The 16,391-nt window shown below is 71.1% G+C and carries 16 protein-coding genes and 1 pseudogene; 10 read left to right on the top strand and 7 right to left on the bottom strand.

The genetic code is table 11. The annotated features are described in order from the left end of the window. Window positions 1–6: 6 nt before the first annotated feature. The 4 genes from HWX58_RS11875 to imuA' are packed head-to-tail and all read right to left on the bottom strand — an operon-like array spanning window position 7 to window position 5,688. A complete protein-coding gene (locus tag HWX58_RS11875; protein ID WP_175988115.1) occupies window positions 7–3,429 on the bottom strand; it encodes an error-prone DNA polymerase in 3,423 nt (1,140 codons plus the stop codon). Further along, window positions 3,429–3,698 carry a hypothetical protein gene (locus HWX58_RS15175; RefSeq protein WP_250646215.1) on the bottom strand — a complete coding sequence of 90 codons (270 nt, stop codon included), beginning with the start codon at window positions 3,696–3,698 and terminating at the stop codon, window positions 3,429–3,431. Before HWX58_RS15175 ends, HWX58_RS11875 begins: the two co-directional genes overlap by 1 nt. Then, window positions 3,668–4,954, bottom strand: a complete 1,287-nt coding sequence (locus tag HWX58_RS11880; RefSeq protein WP_250646216.1) for a DNA polymerase Y family protein — start codon at window positions 4,952–4,954, stop codon at window positions 3,668–3,670. Before HWX58_RS11880 ends, HWX58_RS15175 begins: the two co-directional genes overlap by 31 nt. Next, the gene (gene imuA' / locus HWX58_RS11885; RefSeq protein ID WP_175988003.1) at window positions 4,951–5,688 is read right to left on the bottom strand and encodes a DnaE2-dependent mutagenesis accessory factor ImuA'; all 738 of its coding nucleotides are present in this window, start codon (window positions 5,686–5,688) and stop codon (window positions 4,951–4,953) included. Before imuA' ends, HWX58_RS11880 begins: the two co-directional genes overlap by 4 nt. 124 nt (window positions 5,689–5,812) lie before the next feature. Between imuA' and HWX58_RS11890 the strand changes: the two genes are divergently transcribed. From HWX58_RS11890 to HWX58_RS11915, 7 genes and pseudogenes are all read left to right on the top strand, one after another. Continuing rightward, window positions 5,813–6,292, top strand: a complete 480-nt coding sequence (locus tag HWX58_RS11890; RefSeq protein ID WP_175988006.1) for a prepilin peptidase — start codon at window positions 5,813–5,815, stop codon at window positions 6,290–6,292. Window positions 6,293–6,305: 13 nt separating this feature from the next. Further along, window positions 6,306–6,479 (top strand): annotated as a pseudogene (locus HWX58_RS15450) (type II toxin-antitoxin system HicA family toxin); the annotation flags it as partial. A 93-nt stretch (window positions 6,480–6,572) separates the two neighbouring features. Next, window positions 6,573–7,010 carry a hypothetical protein gene (locus tag HWX58_RS11895; protein WP_227530964.1) on the top strand — a complete coding sequence of 146 codons (438 nt, stop codon included), beginning with the start codon at window positions 6,573–6,575 and terminating at the stop codon, window positions 7,008–7,010. 52 nt (window positions 7,011–7,062) lie between these two features. After that, window positions 7,063–7,275 carry a response regulator gene (locus HWX58_RS11900; protein ID WP_175988010.1) on the top strand — a complete coding sequence of 71 codons (213 nt, stop codon included), beginning with the start codon at window positions 7,063–7,065 and terminating at the stop codon, window positions 7,273–7,275. Continuing rightward, a complete protein-coding gene (locus HWX58_RS11905; RefSeq protein ID WP_175988012.1) occupies window positions 7,268–7,876 on the top strand; it encodes a CYTH domain-containing protein in 609 nt (202 codons plus the stop codon). The genes HWX58_RS11900 and HWX58_RS11905 overlap by 8 nt, the downstream gene beginning before the upstream one ends. A 167-nt stretch (window positions 7,877–8,043) precedes the next feature. Further along, window positions 8,044–8,673 (top strand): hypothetical protein, encoded by a 630-nt coding sequence (locus tag HWX58_RS11910; protein ID WP_175988014.1) that lies wholly within the window; start codon window positions 8,044–8,046, stop codon window positions 8,671–8,673. Next, the gene (locus HWX58_RS11915; protein WP_175988016.1) at window positions 8,670–10,196 is read left to right on the top strand and encodes a TIM-barrel domain-containing protein; all 1,527 of its coding nucleotides are present in this window, start codon (window positions 8,670–8,672) and stop codon (window positions 10,194–10,196) included. The genes HWX58_RS11910 and HWX58_RS11915 overlap by 4 nt, the downstream gene beginning before the upstream one ends. Window positions 10,197–10,209: 13 nt before the next feature. Here the strand turns inward: HWX58_RS11915 and HWX58_RS11920 are convergent, their stop codons facing one another. Together HWX58_RS11920 and HWX58_RS11925 are read right to left on the bottom strand one after the other, a co-directional pair. Beyond that, the gene (locus HWX58_RS11920; RefSeq protein ID WP_175988018.1) at window positions 10,210–11,109 is read right to left on the bottom strand and encodes a diacylglycerol/lipid kinase family protein; all 900 of its coding nucleotides are present in this window, start codon (window positions 11,107–11,109) and stop codon (window positions 10,210–10,212) included. A 1-nt stretch (window position 11,110) separates the two neighbouring features. Beyond that, entirely contained in the window at window positions 11,111–12,727 is a 1,617-nt protein-coding gene (locus HWX58_RS11925; protein WP_250646217.1) for an FAD-binding oxidoreductase, read from the bottom strand. A 20-nt stretch (window positions 12,728–12,747) separates the two neighbouring features. Between HWX58_RS11925 and HWX58_RS11930 the strand changes: the two genes are divergently transcribed. From HWX58_RS11930 to HWX58_RS15565, 3 genes are read left to right on the top strand one after another with little or no spacing between them, the layout of a single operon-like run. After that, window positions 12,748–13,371: a TetR/AcrR family transcriptional regulator gene (locus HWX58_RS11930; RefSeq protein WP_250646218.1), complete on the top strand. Its 624-nt coding sequence runs from the start codon at window positions 12,748–12,750 to the stop codon at window positions 13,369–13,371. Further along, the gene (locus HWX58_RS15560; RefSeq protein ID WP_250646219.1) at window positions 13,368–13,979 is read left to right on the top strand and encodes an FAD-dependent oxidoreductase; all 612 of its coding nucleotides are present in this window, start codon (window positions 13,368–13,370) and stop codon (window positions 13,977–13,979) included. Before HWX58_RS11930 ends, HWX58_RS15560 begins: the two co-directional genes overlap by 4 nt. Further along, window positions 13,976–14,935 (top strand): glycerol-3-phosphate dehydrogenase/oxidase, encoded by a 960-nt coding sequence (locus tag HWX58_RS15565; RefSeq protein ID WP_250646220.1) that lies wholly within the window; start codon window positions 13,976–13,978, stop codon window positions 14,933–14,935. Before HWX58_RS15560 ends, HWX58_RS15565 begins: the two co-directional genes overlap by 4 nt. Window positions 14,936–14,987: 52 nt before the next feature. On the opposite strand, the gene lpdA is transcribed toward HWX58_RS15565, so the two are convergent. After that, window positions 14,988–16,385 (bottom strand): dihydrolipoyl dehydrogenase, encoded by a 1,398-nt coding sequence (gene lpdA / locus HWX58_RS11940; RefSeq protein WP_175988019.1) that lies wholly within the window; start codon window positions 16,383–16,385, stop codon window positions 14,988–14,990. Window positions 16,386–16,391: the final 6 nt, after the last annotated feature.

The following is a 16,391-nucleotide window of genomic DNA, read 5'->3' on the forward strand; positions in this document are numbered from 1 at the left end:
GGGCGCTCACCGGAAGTCGCGGGAACGGTGCTCGATGCCGGTGCGCAGATCCTCGAACGCATCCGCGAGCACGTTGATCACACCCTCGGGCGAGCGCTCCAGGATGCCGCGGATGATGAGCGCAGGGGAGTCCCTGGCGACGCGGCTGTAGCGCGCCCACACCCCGGCCGAGCAGACCACGTTGACCAGGCCCTTCTCGTCTTCGAGGTTGAGGAACGTGATGCCGGATGCCGTCGCCGGCCGCTGCCGGTGCGTGACGAGTCCCGCCACCTCGATGCGCCGGCCGACCTCGTGCGTGCGCAGCTGCTCGGCCGTGAGCACGCCGCGCTCGTCCAGCGCCCCGCGGAAATGCAGCATCGGGTGATCGTCGATGGAGACCCCGGTGGTCTGCAGATCGGCGGCGAGCCGCTCGTAGCTGGTCTGGTCCGCGAACAGCGGCGGCTGCACCGAGACGGTCGTGCCGGGCAGGTAGCGGGCGCGATCCTCTGCGGCGGCCCCCGCCAGCCAGACCCCTTCGCGGCGGCTCAACCCCAGGCACTCGAAAGCGCCGGCGGTCGCCAGAGCCTCGAGCTGGGCGGCTGTCGCATCCGTCCGGCGCACGAGATCGGGCAGATCCTTATACCGGCCGTTCGCGTCGCGCTCGGCGGCGATGCGCTCCGCCATCGGCTTGCCGATGCCGCGCACGCTCAGGAGCCCGAGGCGGACGGCGAATGCTCCGTCTCGGCGATGCGCCGCGGACTCATCCGGCGCCGTGCGGTCGAACTCCCCGGCTGCGGGCTGGTCGTACACCGTGCACGCGTCGAGACCGGTGGGGCCCGCGGGGTCGGTGAGGCCGGCGGCATCCGACAGCGGTTCGAGAGTCGCTCCGGCCGCCGACAGATGCAGGTCGGGACGGCGCACCTGCACCCCGTGCCGCCGCGCGTCGGCGGTGAGCGTGGCGGCGGAGTAGAAGCCCATCGGCTGCGCGTCCAGGAGCCCCGCGAGGAACGCGGCCGGATAGTGCAGCTTCAGCCACGAGCTGGCGTAGACGAGCAGAGCGAACGACAGCGAATGCGACTCGGCGAACCCGAAGTTCGAGAACGCCTGGATCTGCTCGTAGATGCGGTCGGACTGCTCCGCCGACAGGCCGTGCCGTGCCATGCCGGCGTACAGCTTGCCGCGGATGCTGTCGATCCGCTCCAGGCCCCGCTTGGACCCCATCGCACGGCGGAGGGTGTCGGCCTCATCGGCCGTGCAGTCGCCGATCGTCGTCGCCATCTGGATGAGCTGCTCCTGGAACACCGGGATGCCCTTGGTGCGCTCGAGCACGGGCCTCAGCGCCGGGTGCGGGTAGGTGATCTCATCGACGCCCATCTTGCGGCGGACGAACGGATGCACGGCTCCGCCCTGGATGGGGCCGGGACGGATGAGCGCGATCTGGATCGCGAGATCGTAGAACGCCCGCGGCTGCAGCCGCGGGAGCAGGCCGATCTGCGCGCGGGACTCCACCTGGAAGACGCCGATCGAGTCGGCGCGGCACAGCATGTCGTAGACGGCCGGCTCCTCTTTGGGGATGGTCTCCAGCTTCCAGGTCTCACCGGTCGCCCCCGCCACGAGGTCGAAGCAGTTCTGGAGGGCTGCGAGCATGCCGAGCCCGAGCAGGTCGAACTTCACCAGCCCCATCCACGCTGCGTCGTCCTTGTCCCACTGGATGACGGTGCGATCCTGCATCCGCGCATGCTCGACGGGGACGACCTCGCCTACCGGACGTGCGGTGAGCACCATCCCACCGGAATGGATGCCGAGATGCCGGGGCGCCTTGAGCACCTCGCCGGCGTACTCCAGCACCGTCTCGGGGATGTCGTGGCCGTCTGCGGGCTCCAGGCCCGCACCCCAGCCGTCCACCTGCCGCGACCAGGCGTCCTGCTGACCGGGGGAGTAGCCGAGCGCCCGCGCCATGTCGCGCACGGCGTTCTTCGGTCGGTACTGGATGACGTTCGCCACCTGCGCCGCGCGCTCCCGCCCGTACTGCTCGTACACCCACTGGATGATCTCCTCGCGACGGCCGGAGTCGAAGTCGACGTCGATGTCTGGCTCTTCGGTGCGGGTGCTGGCGAGGAACCGCTCGAACGGCAGTCCGTAGAGGATCGGGTCGACGGCGGTGATGCCCAGCAGGTAGCAGACCGCGCTCGCCGCCGCCGAGCCGCGCCCCTGGCAGAGGATGCCGCGGCGCTTCGCCTCGGCGACGATGCCGTGCACGATGAGGAAGTACCCGGGGAAGTCCTTCTCCTCGATCACGTTCAGCTCGCGCTCGATCCGTGCACGCCCCGCGTCGTCGAGCCGGGGGTAGCGATCGGGCACGGCCTGCCAGACCAGATGCCGCAGCCAGCTCATCGGGGTGTGTCCTTCCGGCACCTCCTGCCGCGGCAGGGCGGGCCGTGCCCTGCGCAGCTCGAACGCCGACTCGGCGGCGATGCGCAACCCGTGCGAGATCGCTCCGGGGTAGCGGGCGAAGCGCTCGGTCATCTCGGCACCGCTGCGCAGATGCGCCGACCCGTGCGATGGCATCCACCCGTCGAGGTCGTCCATGCTGCGCACGGACCGGACGGCGGCGACCGCCTCGGCGAGCCCCGCGCGGTGCGGTGCCGAGTAGTGCACGTTGTTCGTCGCGACGACCGGGAGCCGGAGGGATGCCGCGAGATCGGCGAGTGCGTCGTTGCGGCGGGTGTCCTGCGGATCGCCGTGGTCGACCAGCTCGACGACCACGGCGTCGTGCCCGAACAGGTCGACCAGGCGCCGCAGGGGCGTGGAGGCATCTCCGCGGGCGAGACCCTGGCGCACGCCGCCCTTGCGGCAGCCGGTCAGGATCGTCCACTGCCCACCCGCGCTCGCCGCGAGATCGTCGAGATCGTAGACGGGACGCCCCTTCTCGCCACCGCGCAGCTGGGCCCGGGTGATGGCTCCTGCGAGCCGGTGGTACCCCTCCATACCGCGGGCGAGCACGAGCAGATGCTCGCCGACCGGGTCTGCAACGCCGCCCTGGGGGCGGGGGAGGTCCAGCGACAGCTCGGCGCCGAACACGGTCTGCAGGCGGACGTCCGGGTTCGCGCTGATCATGAGGTCGGCGGCCTCGGCGAACCGCGCCGCGCCGTAGAACCCGTCGTGATCGGTGATCGCCAACGCAGTGAGCCCGAGCCGGGCGGCCTCGGCGAGCAGGTCCTCCGGCGGGGATGCGCCGTCGAGGAAGGAGTACGAGGTGTGCGCGTGCAGCTCGGCGTACGGCACGGCGTCCGCCGGCGGCGTGATCGGGGGCGGAGGCTCGGATCTGCGCTTGCGGCTGATCGGGCCGGGGTCCGTCCTGGTCGCACGGGTTTCACCAGGGCCGCCCGGCTCGCCGCTGAGGGTCTTCTCGAGGTCTTTCCACGACATCGCGGGGTTGTGGAAGCCCATCAGCGGTACCGCCCCTCGATCCACCAGGCGCCGTCCTCCCAGAGGGCGAGCCAGGCGCGCTGCGATTCGTCGACGATCTGGAACCGCTGCGCCGTCCGGGCGCGTTCGGCATCCCATGCCCGCTCGCGAAGCGGCCACGGACCCGCCCAGCCGAGCACCGGCACGTCTTCGATGCGTGCCGGTGGAGCAGACAGCGCGCCGCGTTCGTCGACGGTGGGTGACGTGCCGTCGGCCGCCGTCACCCGGGCGGGGACGGGAGGCGCGAACACCTCGGAGGGGTGCGGCGGGGGTAGGCTCCCCGGCCACGGAAGGCCGGCATCCCGTTCATGCGGGGCCTTGTCGCCCCACGGCTGGAAGAGCGCCGCTCGGCGAGCCGGCGCCCGCCGGTGATCTGCGGGGTCCCGACGCCGCGATGCCCGAGCAGGGCCTGCACGCGCGAGACGGCGTGGTGCAGGCGCTGCTCCGGCCCCTGCCCGAACAGGCCGGGCTGATGATGGGCGCTGTCATCGACGCGCGTCGGAGTGATCCGCACCTCGAGGATGCCTGCGCCCGCTCTCTCGGTATCGGCGAAGGCCCCCGCCATCGATTCGAGCTGCCATCGGACGCGGTCGACGAGGTCGCTCGCCTCGAACGAGGTCGGATGCATCCACACCCGTGACGACACGCCCCCGTCGTCGTCGGTGAGATCGATGCGCACCTCGGTGCACACCTGCGAGAGCTCGGCGAGCCCTGCGGTCACGGCGTCCGCCGTCTGACGCACCGCGAAGGCGACCTGCTCGGCCTGGGCCAGCGGCGCATCGAACACGATCTCGCGGGCGAGCTGCGGCTCGGGGGCCTGCGGGGTCAGCGGTCGCGAATCGGCTCCGGCGGCCAGATCGTGCAGCCGCACGCCCCGCTCGCCGAGGCGGTCGCGCACGTGGCCGACCTCGAGGGCGGCGAGCTCAGCCAGCGTCCGCACGCCGAGCTTGATCAGCAGCGCGGTGATCTGCTCGTCGGCCAGAGCCTGCACGGGAAGCGGGGCGAGGAACGCGCGCGAACCGCCGGGTTCGACCACGCGCACCGGATCGGCGAGCCTGGCGGCCTGCTCGGCGGTGAACAGCCCGTCGGCCACCCCGGCGCGGGAGCCGGGGTGGGTGTGCTCGGCGAGGGCGTCGATGAGGTGGAGTGCGGCCTGCTCCTCGCCGCCGTAGTAGCGGGCGGCTCCGCGGGCGCGCAGGGCGACCAGGCCGGGGCGCAGCGGCTGAATGCCGGGCACGAGCTCTTCGAGCAGACGCAGCACCGGTACGAACATGCGCTGCTCCTGCAGCGGATCGGCGGGCAGGATCCGGAGCCCGGGCGAGCGGGTCTGCGCGAGCCGGCGGCGCTGCCCGCGGCGCACGCCCTGCGCCCGGGCGGAGGCCGAGCACGCGATCACGGTGTTCGCCTGCACGACCGCGACGGGCTCATCGCCCGGCGGGGCGCCGAGCGCCGCGCGCACCGGCCAGTCCGGCAGCCACAGCACGAGATGGCGGGGAGGGGTGGTCATCCGGCCACCGCCAGGTGGTCGGGAAGCGGCAGCGCGGCGACGGGACGGACGGCAGCCGGTGCGGCATCCACCCGACCGAGCGAGGTCGGCATCTGCACCCGCACGCGCCTGCCGTTCTCGAACCGGCGCCCCGATGCCCGCAGCGTCACGGTGCGATCGGACAGCAGGCCCCACCCGGAGCCCAGACCGTGCCACTCGGTCTCCTCCACACGGATCGTCGCCTCTGCCTGCGGCCACGACGCGGTCACCAGCAGCGTGCAGCCGCGATCGCGCAGCCGTGCGTTCAGCCGGGCGATGTCGGCGTCCGGGACGCGGCTGCGCGGGTGCACGGCGATGATCGGGATCACCTCGGACAGCGCCGTGGCCACGGTCAGCCAGCGCGGACCGGGGTCGGGCACGAGGATGAGCCGCTCGAGTTCGACGCCGAGATCGCTCATCGCCTCGACGCCGATCGTGGGCATGCCGATCACCGCGCACCACGATCCCTTCTGCGACGGGGCTGCCAGCAGGGCTCCGAGCAGGCTCGGAGAGGGGGAGATCGAGTACGAGGAGCCCACGCGCAGGCCGGAATCGGGCCGCAGCCCCTCCAGTGCCGGATCGAGAGGGAGGAAGGGTGCGTCGCTGCGCCGCCGCTGCATGCGGGAGATCTCGCTGCGCAGACGATGGACCTCCTGCGCGCGGGAGGCGATGCTCTCGGGGGCCAGAGCGGTGGGGGCGGGAAGTGCGGTGCCCATGCCAACCATCCTCGAAGATAAATACGAATAAATCAAGCGATGCTTCGATGGTAATTCGTAGATCGGACATCGCGGTTATCCACAGCCCCGTCCGCGCCGGCATCGTTTCTCGTAGCCTTCCGACATGTCTTCCGTCTCGCCGTACGACCTCGCGGTCATCGTCGTGCACCTGGGGCTCGCGGGCATCGGGGTGTGGCTGCTGGCGATCGATGCCCGCACGCACCGGCTGCCCAACCGGATCGTGCTGCCGGCGCTCGCGGCATCCCTCGTCCTCGTCGCCGTCGACGCCCTCGTCACATGGCGGACGACGGCGCTGATCGGTGCGCTGGCCGGCATGCTGATCCTCGGCGGCTTCTACCTCGTGCTGCGCGCCATGAGCCGGGGTGGCATCGGCGGGGGAGACGTGAAGCTCGCCGCCCTCATCGGCCTCGTGCTCGGATGGCACGGATGGCAGGTGCTCGTGATCGGTGCGGCAGCCGCCTTCGTCCTCGGCGCGCTCTATGCCCTCGCGCTCATGGCGCTCAGGCGCGCGAACCGTTCGACGCGCATCGCCTTCGGCCCGTGGATGATCATCGGTGCGGTGCTGGGGATCGCGATCGGATGAGCTATGCGCAAAAATGCCAGGCTGGCTTGCATTGAAGCGCAAGAGGGGGTTGCGTAGAGTTGTGACGAAGCGGCAGAAGTACCGTGATGTGTCACGCTTTCTCCGGTCGCAAGGCTGGGAGATCGCCCGCACGAAGGGCAGTCACGAAATCTGGAAGTCGAAGGACGGCGCCCGGATCCTATCGGTCGCAGCTCACGGAGGTCTCCGCGGGCGTCGTGAAGCAGATTCAAGACGTGTTCCCGGACACGCCACGGAACTGGAACTGAGAGGAACGACGGCGATGACCGAGGCTCGCAGGATTCGGGCACACGCATACCGTGACGATGACGGATGGTGGACGATCAAGATTCCCGAACTCACCTCCCCCGGCCCCAACGGACGAACCATCGTCGCTACGGGGGCCGCTACGACCTACCGCGGAATCGACAAGGCGGCGCACGACTTGGCGGCTGCATGGCTCGATGACGACAGCGCCGTAGCGGTCGATGTCGAGGTCGACGTGCCTGACGAGATCGCGAAGCTCTGGAGGGATGGAAAAGAGGCAGAGGAGACCTCCCGCGCCGCCCAGGCGCGCGCCGTGGTACTTCGTCGCAGCGCGGTTCGGGCACTTCGCGCGCGTGGGTACCCCGCCGAGGCCGCGGCTGCCGCGTTCGGCGTCAGCCGACAACGAATCGGTCAGCTTGAAAAGTCCGAGCCCACGGAGAAGGCCGCGTCATGACCCGCCACCCGTGAGCGGTGTCGCGGAGGCTTAAGAGGGCTATTGTGTGCTCATGGCAATCGCACGACTTCACGGCGGCCCGCTCGACGGGCAGATCATCCCCATCGAGGATGCCGACGACAAGCTGATCGTCCCCTACAGCGAGACGCAGGTGGTCTACAACCGACGCGGCGACGCGCAGAACACCGGTGAGAGCGACGGCCCCACCGAGATCGACTACTGGTTCGACGAGGCGCTCGAAGATCTCACGCTCAGCGATGACTGAAGGCGCGCGGTCCGTCGAGATCGAGCGCAAGTACGACGTCGACGTGGCGACGCCGCTGCCCGACTGGGGCGGTCTGGACGCCGCGGTCGACCAGGGCGAGTCGCGCGAACTCGACGCCCGGTACTTCGACACCGCTGACACGGCTCTCGCCCGCGCCGGTGTCGCCGTGCGCCGGCGCACGGGAGGCCCCGACGCCGGTTGGCACATCAAGGGACCGCGCGAGGGCGACGGTCGGCTCGAGATCGCCTGGCCGCTGGGGGAGGGAGACACCGTCCCGGATGCCGTCGCTGAAGCGCTCGCACACTGGACGACGGATGCTCTGACGCCGCTCGCCCGCATCGAGAACCAGCGCACCGCCTACCTGCTCACAGGCCCCGGCGGTGTCGTCGCCGAGTTCGTCGACGACCGCGTCCGCGCCACCGACCTGCGACAGGGCGTCCAGCGCGAATGGCGCGAGTGGGAAGTGGAGCTCGGCCCTGCGGCTCCTGCCGACGAGACCGGCCGCGACGCGCTGTTCTCGGCGATCGAGACGGCCGTCTTCGCCACCGGGGCCCGTGCCTCGGCATCCGATTCGAAACTCGCCCGCGCCCTCGGCTTCTGACGCAGCCCCCTCTGTTTCAGGGGTGAGCGACGGCCCCGAACCTATACTGAGCGTGTGACCGACACCGCAGCCGCGCCACCTCGTCGTCGGGGCGTCGGGCGCCGGATCGGGCTCGCGGTTCTCGCGCTGGTCGGTGCCGCCGCGTCCTCGGAGGCGTCTTCGTCGCCGTGCAGCTACCGCAGCCGGCCACGCAGCTCGCGGATCCGCCTCGCGGCGACCTCATCGTCGACGGGGTGGACGGCGAGTGGCGGATCGGCGAGTTCACGATCGTGCTCGATGAGGCCCTGCACGGGACGCATCCGCAGGCGGCGGCATCGGGGTGGCAGACGGGTCCGGGCGAGGCGTTCTTCACAGCCGCCCAGGGACGCGCGAGCTATATCGACGACCTCGGACTCGTCCGGGTGAGCGATGACCAGGACGCCATCTGGAACACGCAGCACGTCACGGCGGCGGAGGTCGACTCCGAGGGGGCGCTCGCACTCAGCGGAACGCTCGACGACGTCGACTCGGTGACATGGACGCTCCGGCTCCGCGAGGGCGCGCCCGGGCGGTTGGATGCCGAGATATCGGTGTCCGAGCCCGCGAACCGCATCTATCTCACCGCCGCGCTGGACGACGGCGAAGGCGTGCACGGGCTGGGGGCGCAGTCGGCCGGGTGGGATCTCCGTGGCAACCGCGTGCCTCTGATCCCGCGCGAACAGGGGATCGGGCGGGGCGAGTACCGCTGTCGTTCCTCGTCGACCTCGCGGCGAGTTCGGCCGGCGGGCAGGACACCACCTACCTCCCGAGCGCCGTGAACGTCACAGGCCTCTCGCGCAGCCTCGTCTACCGCGGCGACGCGTTCTCCTCGGTGGACCTGCGCCCCGACGACCGCATGATCTGGGAGGTCTGGAGCAGCACGGCCGACTTCTCGCTCGCCGCTGCCGCAACCCCCGCGGACGCCGTGGCGATCCAGTCGGCCTGGGCGGGCGCAGCCGAACCTCCGCCGGCATGGACGCGAACCGGACTGATCGCCGGTATCCAGGGCGGCACGGACGAGGTGCGGGAGAAGGTCGCCACCCTGCAGGCGGCGGATGTGCCGCTCGCCGCAGTGTGGCTGCAGGACTGGGTCGGGCGCCGGACCACCGACTTCGGAGAGCGTCTGCAATGGAACTGGAGCCTCGACGACGAGCAGTACCCCGGCTGGGAGCAGCTGGTCGCAGACCTCGAGGCCCAGGGCATCCGCGTCCTCACCTACGTCAATCCCTCCCTGTCCGAGGACAGCGGTGCGGCAGCGTCGGCCCGTGGCGGACGCGACCTGTACGCCGAGGCCGCAGCCGCCGGATACCTGGCGCTGGACGAGGGCGGCGCCGTGCTCGACATCGACCAGCACGGCTTCACCGCGGCGATGGTCGATCTCTCCGACGCCGCTGCCAGGGAGTGGCTGGCGCGGGTCATCGCCGACGAGGCGGCCGGGTCCGGAGCATCCGGCTGGATGGCGGACTTCGCGGAGGGGCCGCCTCCGGACGCCGTGCTCGACGGCGGGTCCGGGGCGGACTGGCGGGTGCGGTGGCCCGTTCTCTGGCAGGACGTGAATCGGCGTGCGCTCGAGATCGCCGGGCTCGAGGCCGACGGCTTTGTCTGGCACCGCAGCGGAGGAACCCGCTCGGCCGGTGCGGCCGACGCGCTGTGGCTGGGCGATCAGACGCAGGACTGGTCGCGCGAGGACGGCCTGGCCTCCACCGTCACGCTCACGCAGTCGCTGTCCGCGAGCGGCATGGCGCAGGTGCACGGCGATATCGGCGGGTACACGAGTATCGATCTGCCGGTCATCCCCGATCCCGTCCGCGACGACGAGCTCGTCATCCGCTGGGCGGAGGCGTCGCTGCTGCAGCCGGTTCTCCGCACGCATGAGGGCAACCGGCCCGCCGTGTCGGCTCAGCCGGCCGAGGATGCGGAGCTGGCCGCGCAGCTCGCCGAGCTGACCCGGGTGTTCGTGGCGCTCGGTCCGGAGCGCGAACGGCTCGCGGCGCAGGGCGGGCTCGCGGACGCCGTGCAGCATCCGTGGATGCTCGCTCCGGATGCCGGGCTCGACGGCATCGCGGACGAGGAGCTTCAGCTCGGGCCCGATATCCTGCTCGCACCCGTGCTCTCCGCCGGTGCGACGACGGTCGACGTGGCCTTCCCTCCGGGAAGATGGCAGAACATCTGGACCGGTGCAGTGTTCGGCGGGGCCTCGTCCGTGACGCGCGAGAGCGTGGATGCCCCGATGGGGCGACCAGCCCTGTTCGTCCGGGACGGGACGGCGGTGGCGGGCGAGCTCAGCGTGTTCGCGGACTGAGGGCCCGGCTCGGTCACCGCGGCAGCAGCACGGTCAGCGCTCCGGGCAGCACACGGATGCGGGCGCTGCCGGTGCCGATGCGCTCGCCGTCGGCGTAGACCACGAGTCCTGGCGCCGACACCTCGATCTCGCGTCCGTGCATCGTCGTCACCTCGGGCAACTGGACGTGCGTGCCGCGCAGCAGACGCGGGAACAGCCGTAGCAGCTTGAGCCTGCCCACCGGACCGACGTGCGTGATGTCGAACAGTCCGTCATGCGGGTCGGCGCCGGGGCACACCGGCATTCCTCCGCCGTAGCTGCGAATGTTGCCCACGGCGATGAGAGTCCCGTCCGAGACCCGGGCGTCCTCGCCGTCGATGCGCAGCGAGAAGCGCATCGGGGCCAGACGGAACAGCTCGATCAGCAGCGCGAGGTAGTAGCGCGCTGTGCCGCGCGGCCAGCGCAACAGGTTCGTGCGCTCGCTGACCTTCGCATCGAAGCCGAGGGCGGCCACCGTGAGGAAGCGGGCGCTCGCGTCGGTGCAGATCGCCTCGCCGACGTCGAGCGAGTGCGGGGAGCCGGCGACCGCGGCGTCGACGGCAAGGGCAGCGCTCTCGGCCGAGTCGTACGGGATCCCCAGGGAACGCGCGAGGTCGTTGCCGGTTCCGGCGGGGACGAGGACGAGCGGCACGCCGGATCCGGTCAGCACGTCGACCACGGTCGCCAGCGTCCCGTCGCCGCCGACGATGACGAGGGCGTCCGGACGCGCGGCGACCGCTTCGGCGGCGAGGCGCCGGGAATCCGCGGCCGATGACCCCTGGTGCACGACCGGGTCGATGCCGTGCGATCGCAGCCGTGCGATCGCGGCATCCGTGCGCGCAGCGCCCTTGCCGCGCCCGGCATCCGGATTGCCCAGAACATGGATGCGCGGCACGTCAGCCCGCCCCGACCGGCAGCAGGGCGCCGGGGTTCATGATGCCGGTGGGATCCAGTTCGGCCTTCAGCGCTCGCAGGATGCGGATGCCGCCGTCGCCGATCTCGTGCGCCAGCCAGGGCGCGTGGTCGCGCCCGACGCCGTGGTGGTGGCTGATCGTGCCGCCGGCCTGCAGGATCGCATCGTTCACACGGGACTTGATGGCATCCCAGTCGGAGAGGACATCGCCCTTGAGGTTGCCGATGATCGTGAAGTAGAGGGCGGCCCCCGTGGGGTACACATGCGAGATATGGCACATCACGAGCGCCTTCGCGTCATGATCGGCGAATCCGCTGCGGAGAGCTTCCGTGACCGCCGTCTTCACCTGGGCGACCTTCGACCAGAGCGTCGCGGTCTCGAGCGTCTCGCAGAACACGCCGTGGTCGAGCAGCGCGTCGCGCAGGTACGGGGCGCCGAACCTGCCCTTCGCCCACTCCTCGGCGGGCTCCGGCCCGGTGGAACGCCCGCCGGCATCCGTCAGCACCTTCGCCGTCAGGGCCTGACGGGCCGCGGCCACGTCGGGGTGGCCCTCGAAGACGGTGACGGCGCTGCATCCCTTCGACAGGGCCTTGCCGATCCTGCCGTGCTGCGCGAGTCCGATCCCGGTCTCGGCCTCGTCGGACAGACGGATCACCGTGGGCCCGGTGCCGAGCTGGGCGACGCGCCGCAGGGCGTCGACGCCCGTGGCGAAGTCGGGGAAGGTCCATCCCTCGTGCAGGCGCGTCTCGGGCACGCGGTGCACGCGCAGACTCAGCTCGGTGATCACACCGAGGATGCCCTCGGCGCCCAGGAACACGCGCATCAGATCGGGCCCAGCTGCCGTTCCGGGCGCGCCGCCGAGCGCGACCTCGCCGGTCGGGGTCGCGACGCGCACGGCCGTGACCATCGCGTCGAACCGGCCGTTGCCCGCCGAGTTCTGGCCGGATGAGCGCGCCGACGCGAACCCGCCGAGTGTGGCGTAGAGGAAGCTCTGCGGGAAGTGCCCCAGCTCGAAGCCGTGCTCGGCGAGCAGCCGCTCGGCCTCGGGGCCGGTGGTGCCGGCGAGGAAGCGCGCCTCGCCGCTGATCCCGTCCAGGTGCAGCAGGCCGCTCAGGCGGCGCACGTCCAGCGCGATGACGGCCCGGTGCGTCCCGCGCTCCGGATCGAGGGCGCCGACGACGCTCGTGCCGCCCGCGAACGGGATCACGGCCAGCCCGCGCTCCGCACAGGACTGCAGGACGCCGGCGACCTCGTCGTGACCGGCGGGGGAGACGACGGCATCCGGAGCCTCCTGATCGGGCGTTCGCCGGTGGACGAGGTCGATCGTCGATCGCCCGCCCGCGTGCCGGATGCGCGTCTCGTCGTCGGTGCTCACGTGCGCGTCGCCGACGATGTCGGCGAGCGCGCGCCGGTCGTCGTCCGTGAGCGCGGAGGGCGCTATGCGGACGTCGGCGAGGGAGACCGCGGGCTGCGGACGCTGCACGCGCCCGATCACCGTCGGCAGCAGTGCGCGCACCGCGAGCGGCAGATCCTTGGCGAGGTCGGGGTCGCCCCATCCGTTCCAACGCATCATCGCGGCAGGTGTGGTCTCCGTCGTCATGCGTTACAGTGTGACACATTGTGGAAGATCGTCAAGCAAGCAGCGAGCCCCCCGCCCGCAGCGAGGTCCGTGCGGATCTGCCGTCGTGGGATACCACGGACGCGCATATCCTCGACCGGGCCGCCGCTCTGATCTCCGCGCGGGGAACGGCCAGGCTCACGATCGCCGAGCTCGCCCGCGAGGCGAAGGTCAGCCGGCCCACCATCTACCGGCGCTGGTCGAGCGTCGACGAGGTCGTGCGGGCGGCGCTCCTGCGCCGGACGGTCCTGCTCCTGAACGGCTTCGAGACCGCCGTGAGCACACGGGCCGAGCTCGTCGCCGAGGCGGTGCGCTTCGCGGATGCCTTCGAGCAGGATGCCGTGTTCGGCAGCCTGCTCGCGAGCGAGCCGGAAGCGTTCACGCAGTACAGCCTGGAGCGGGTCGGCACGAGCCAGCGCGTCATGCTGAGCTGGCTCGCCGATGCCATCGTGCACGCCCAGCGGGGCGGTACCGTCAGGCCCGGCGATGCCGACGACATGTCGGTCATGATGCTGCTCATCGTGCAGTCCGCCGTGCTCTCGCACAACGCCGTCTCCGCCCTGATCGGCGAGGCGGAATGGCACACCGAACTCACCCGTGCGATGGACGGATACCTGCGACCATGAACACCGGTGTCCGCTCCTCGGCGATGCTGAACGCCACGCGCAGGATCCGCGAATGGGATCGGATGACAGGCGGCGACGAGGTCGATCTGCTCGTCATCGGCGGCGGGGTGACCGGTGCCGGCGTCGCTCTGGATGCCGCGAGCCGCGGCCTGTCCGTCATCCTCGCCGAGGCCCACGACCTCGCGTTCGGCACGAGCCGCTGGAGCTCGAAGCTCGTGCACGGCGGGCTGCGCTATCTGGCATCCGGCGACGTCGCCGTCGCGAGGGAGAGCGCGGTCGAACGGCACCTGCTCATGACCCGCACCGCCCCGCACCTGACCCGTACCCTCCCGCAGCTGCTGCCCTTCGTCCAGGGAGTCTCGACGACGCAGCGCACCGTCGGCGAGATCGGGTTCTGGCTGGGGGACGGTCTGCGCCGCGTCGCCGGAACACCGGGACGCGTCCTGCCGCGACCGCATCGGGCGTCACCGGCAGAGGCGGTCGCAATGTTCCCGGCGCTGAGCAGACGAGGACTCCGCGGTGGTGTGGTCGGCACCGACGGGCAGCTCGTCGACGACGCGCGGCTCGTCGTCGCGATCGCCCGCACCGCGGCGCGCACGGCGCGATGATCCTCACGAGGACACGCGCGTCGGACGTCGACGGTTCGGGGGCCACGCTGCACGATGAGCTCGGCGGCGGCTCGGTCCGGGTGCGCGCCCGCGCCGTCGTCAATGCGGCGGGCGTGTGGGCCGGAGGCCTCGATCCGGACATCCGTCTGCGGCCGAGCAGGGGCACGCATCTGGTCCTGGATGCCGCGACGCTCGGCAACCCGACGGCGGCGCTGACCGTGCCGCATCCGGGGTCGATCAGCCGCTTCGTCTTCGCGCTGCCCGTGCAGCTCGGGCGCGTGATCGTGGGGCTGACGGACGTGGATGCGCCCGGCGGCATCCCCGAGGTCCCGCAGCCGACGGCGGACGAGATCGACTTCCTGCTCGGCACGCTCTCCCAGGCGCTGGACCGGCCGCTGACGTGCGGCGACGTGCGAGGCACGTTCGCGGGCCTGCGGCCGCTCATCGAGTCCGGAGCCGGATCCTCCACAGCGGACATCTCGCGGCGCCATCGCGTCGAGGTCTCGTCGAACGGCGTCGTCGGCATCCTGGGTGGCAAGCTCACGACGTACCGGGCGATGGCGCAGGATGCCGTCGACCTCGCATCCCGCCATGCCGGCCTGGATGCCGCGCCCTGCCGGACCCACCGGCTCCCGCTGGTCGGCGCCCCCGACTCGCCGGTGCCGGTCAGCGGCGCCGCGACCGCCCGGAGGTCGTCGGCGTCGCTGCGCGCCCGCTACGGCGCAGAGGCCCCGTCGGTGCTCGCGGCGGGCGGTAAGGGCGCCGCCGAGACGGTGGCCGAGGGCATCGACATCACCCGCGCCGAGGTCGCCTTCGCGGTGCGCGCCGAGGGGGCGCTGGACGCCGACGACGTGCTCGATCGCCGCACCCGCATCGGCCTCGTCCCGGCCGATCGGGATGCCTCGGCCGGAGTCGTCGCAGAGGTCGTCGCGGAGACGCTCGACTCCCTCGGCTGAGACGACGAACGGCCCGGCAGGCAATGCCTGGCCGGGCCGTTCGGGCGACGGATCAGAAGTTGATCATGTGGCCCGCGAGTCCGTGGAAGCCCTCCTGCAGCGCCTCCGACAGCGTCGGGTGCGTGTGCACGTTGCGGGCGAGCTCGAGAGCGGTGAGGTCCCACTTCTGCGCGAGCGTCAGCTCGGGGAGGAGCTCGGAGACGTCCGGTCCGATCATGTGGGCGCCGAGCAGCTCGAGGTGCTCAGCATCCGCGACCATCTTGACGAAGCCGACCGGCTCGCCCAGGCCGTGCGCCTTGCCGTTGGCCATGAACGGGAACGTCACGACCTTGACGTCGTGGCCCTCGTCCTTGGCCTGCTGCTCGGTGAGGCCGAACGAGGCGACCTGAGGCGAGCAGAAGGTCGCGCGCGGCATCATCCGGTAATCGCCCAGCGTCTGCGTCTCGGCGCCGCCGATGGTCTCGGCCGCCACGACGCCCTGCGCCTCGGCGACGTGCGCGAGCTGCAGCTTCATCGTGACGTCGCCGATCGCGTAGATGCCGTCGACGTTGGTCTTCATGTGGTCGTCGATGTCGATCGCGCCGCGCTCGGTGAGCTTCACGCCGGTCGCCTCGAGTCCGTAGCCGTCGACGTTCGGCGCGAATCCGACCGACATGAGAACCTTGCCGGCCTCGATGGATGCCTGCTGGCCGTCCTTGCCGGTGTAGGTGACGGTGACGGACGAGCCGTTGTCGACGACCTTCTCGACCTTGGTGGAGGTGAGGATGTCGACGCCGTAGTTCTTGTACTGCTTGGTGATCTCCTTCGACACGTCGGCGTCCTCATTGGGGAGCGCGCGGTCGAGGAACTCGATGATCGTGACCTTCACGCCGTAGTTCGTGAGGACGTAGGCGAACTCCATGCCGATGGCGCCGGCGCCGACGATGACGATCGACTCGGGCAGTTCGCGGGTGAGGATCTGCTCCTCGTAGGTGACGACGTTCTCGCTGAGCTCGACGCCGGGGAGCAGGCGCACCTTCGAGCCGGTCGCGATGATGACGTTGTCGAACGTGACCTCTTCGGTGGAGCCGTCGGCCTTCGCGACCGAGATCGCCTTCGGGCCGGTGAAGGTGCCGCGACCGTTGTACTCGGTCACCTTGTTCTTCTTCATGAGGAAGTGGATGCCCTTGACCCGGCCCTCGGCGACCTCGCGGGAGCGGTCGAACGCCTTGCCGAAGTCGATCGTGAAGTCACCCGAGATGCCGAAGAAGTCGGCCTTGTGGTTGAGGGTGTGGGCGAGTTCCGCGTTCTTGAGCAGAGCCTTGGAGGGGATGCAGCCGACGTTGAGGCACACACCGCCCCAGTACTTCTCTTCGATGATCGCGGTGGAGAGGCCGAGCTGTGCGCTGCGGACTGCGGCGACGTACCCGCCGGGGCCCGCGCCGAGGATGACGACGTCGTAGTGTGGCATGCCTCA

This window comes from Microbacterium tenebrionis (assembly GCF_903645325.1).
In the GTDB taxonomy this organism is placed as follows: Bacteria; Actinomycetota; Actinomycetes; order Actinomycetales; family Microbacteriaceae; genus Microbacterium; species Microbacterium tenebrionis.

Coding starts and splice junctions, on each gene's coding strand:
- HWX58_RS15560 (WP_250646219.1), top strand. CDS start 13,368: ATGAACACCGGTGTCCGCTCCTCGGCGATGCTGAACGCCACGCGCAGG.
- lpdA (WP_175988019.1), bottom strand. CDS start 16,385: ATGCCACACTACGACGTCGTCATCCTCGGCGCGGGCCCCGGCGGGTAC.
- HWX58_RS11875 (WP_175988115.1), bottom strand. CDS start 3,429: ATGGGCTTCCACAACCCCGCGATGTCGTGGAAAGACCTCGAGAAGACC.
- HWX58_RS11895 (WP_227530964.1), top strand. CDS start 6,573: ATGACCGAGGCTCGCAGGATTCGGGCACACGCATACCGTGACGATGAC.
- HWX58_RS15565 (WP_250646220.1), top strand. CDS start 13,976: ATGATCCTCACGAGGACACGCGCGTCGGACGTCGACGGTTCGGGGGCC.
- HWX58_RS11880 (WP_250646216.1), bottom strand. CDS start 4,954: ATGACCACCCCTCCCCGCCATCTCGTGCTGTGGCTGCCGGACTGGCCG.
- HWX58_RS11890 (WP_175988006.1), top strand. CDS start 5,813: ATGTCTTCCGTCTCGCCGTACGACCTCGCGGTCATCGTCGTGCACCTG.
- HWX58_RS11905 (WP_175988012.1), top strand. CDS start 7,268: ATGACTGAAGGCGCGCGGTCCGTCGAGATCGAGCGCAAGTACGACGTC.
- imuA' (WP_175988003.1), bottom strand. CDS start 5,688: ATGGGCACCGCACTTCCCGCCCCCACCGCTCTGGCCCCCGAGAGCATC.
- HWX58_RS11925 (WP_250646217.1), bottom strand. CDS start 12,727: ATGACGACGGAGACCACACCTGCCGCGATGATGCGTTGGAACGGATGG.
- HWX58_RS11900 (WP_175988010.1), top strand. CDS start 7,063: ATGGCAATCGCACGACTTCACGGCGGCCCGCTCGACGGGCAGATCATC.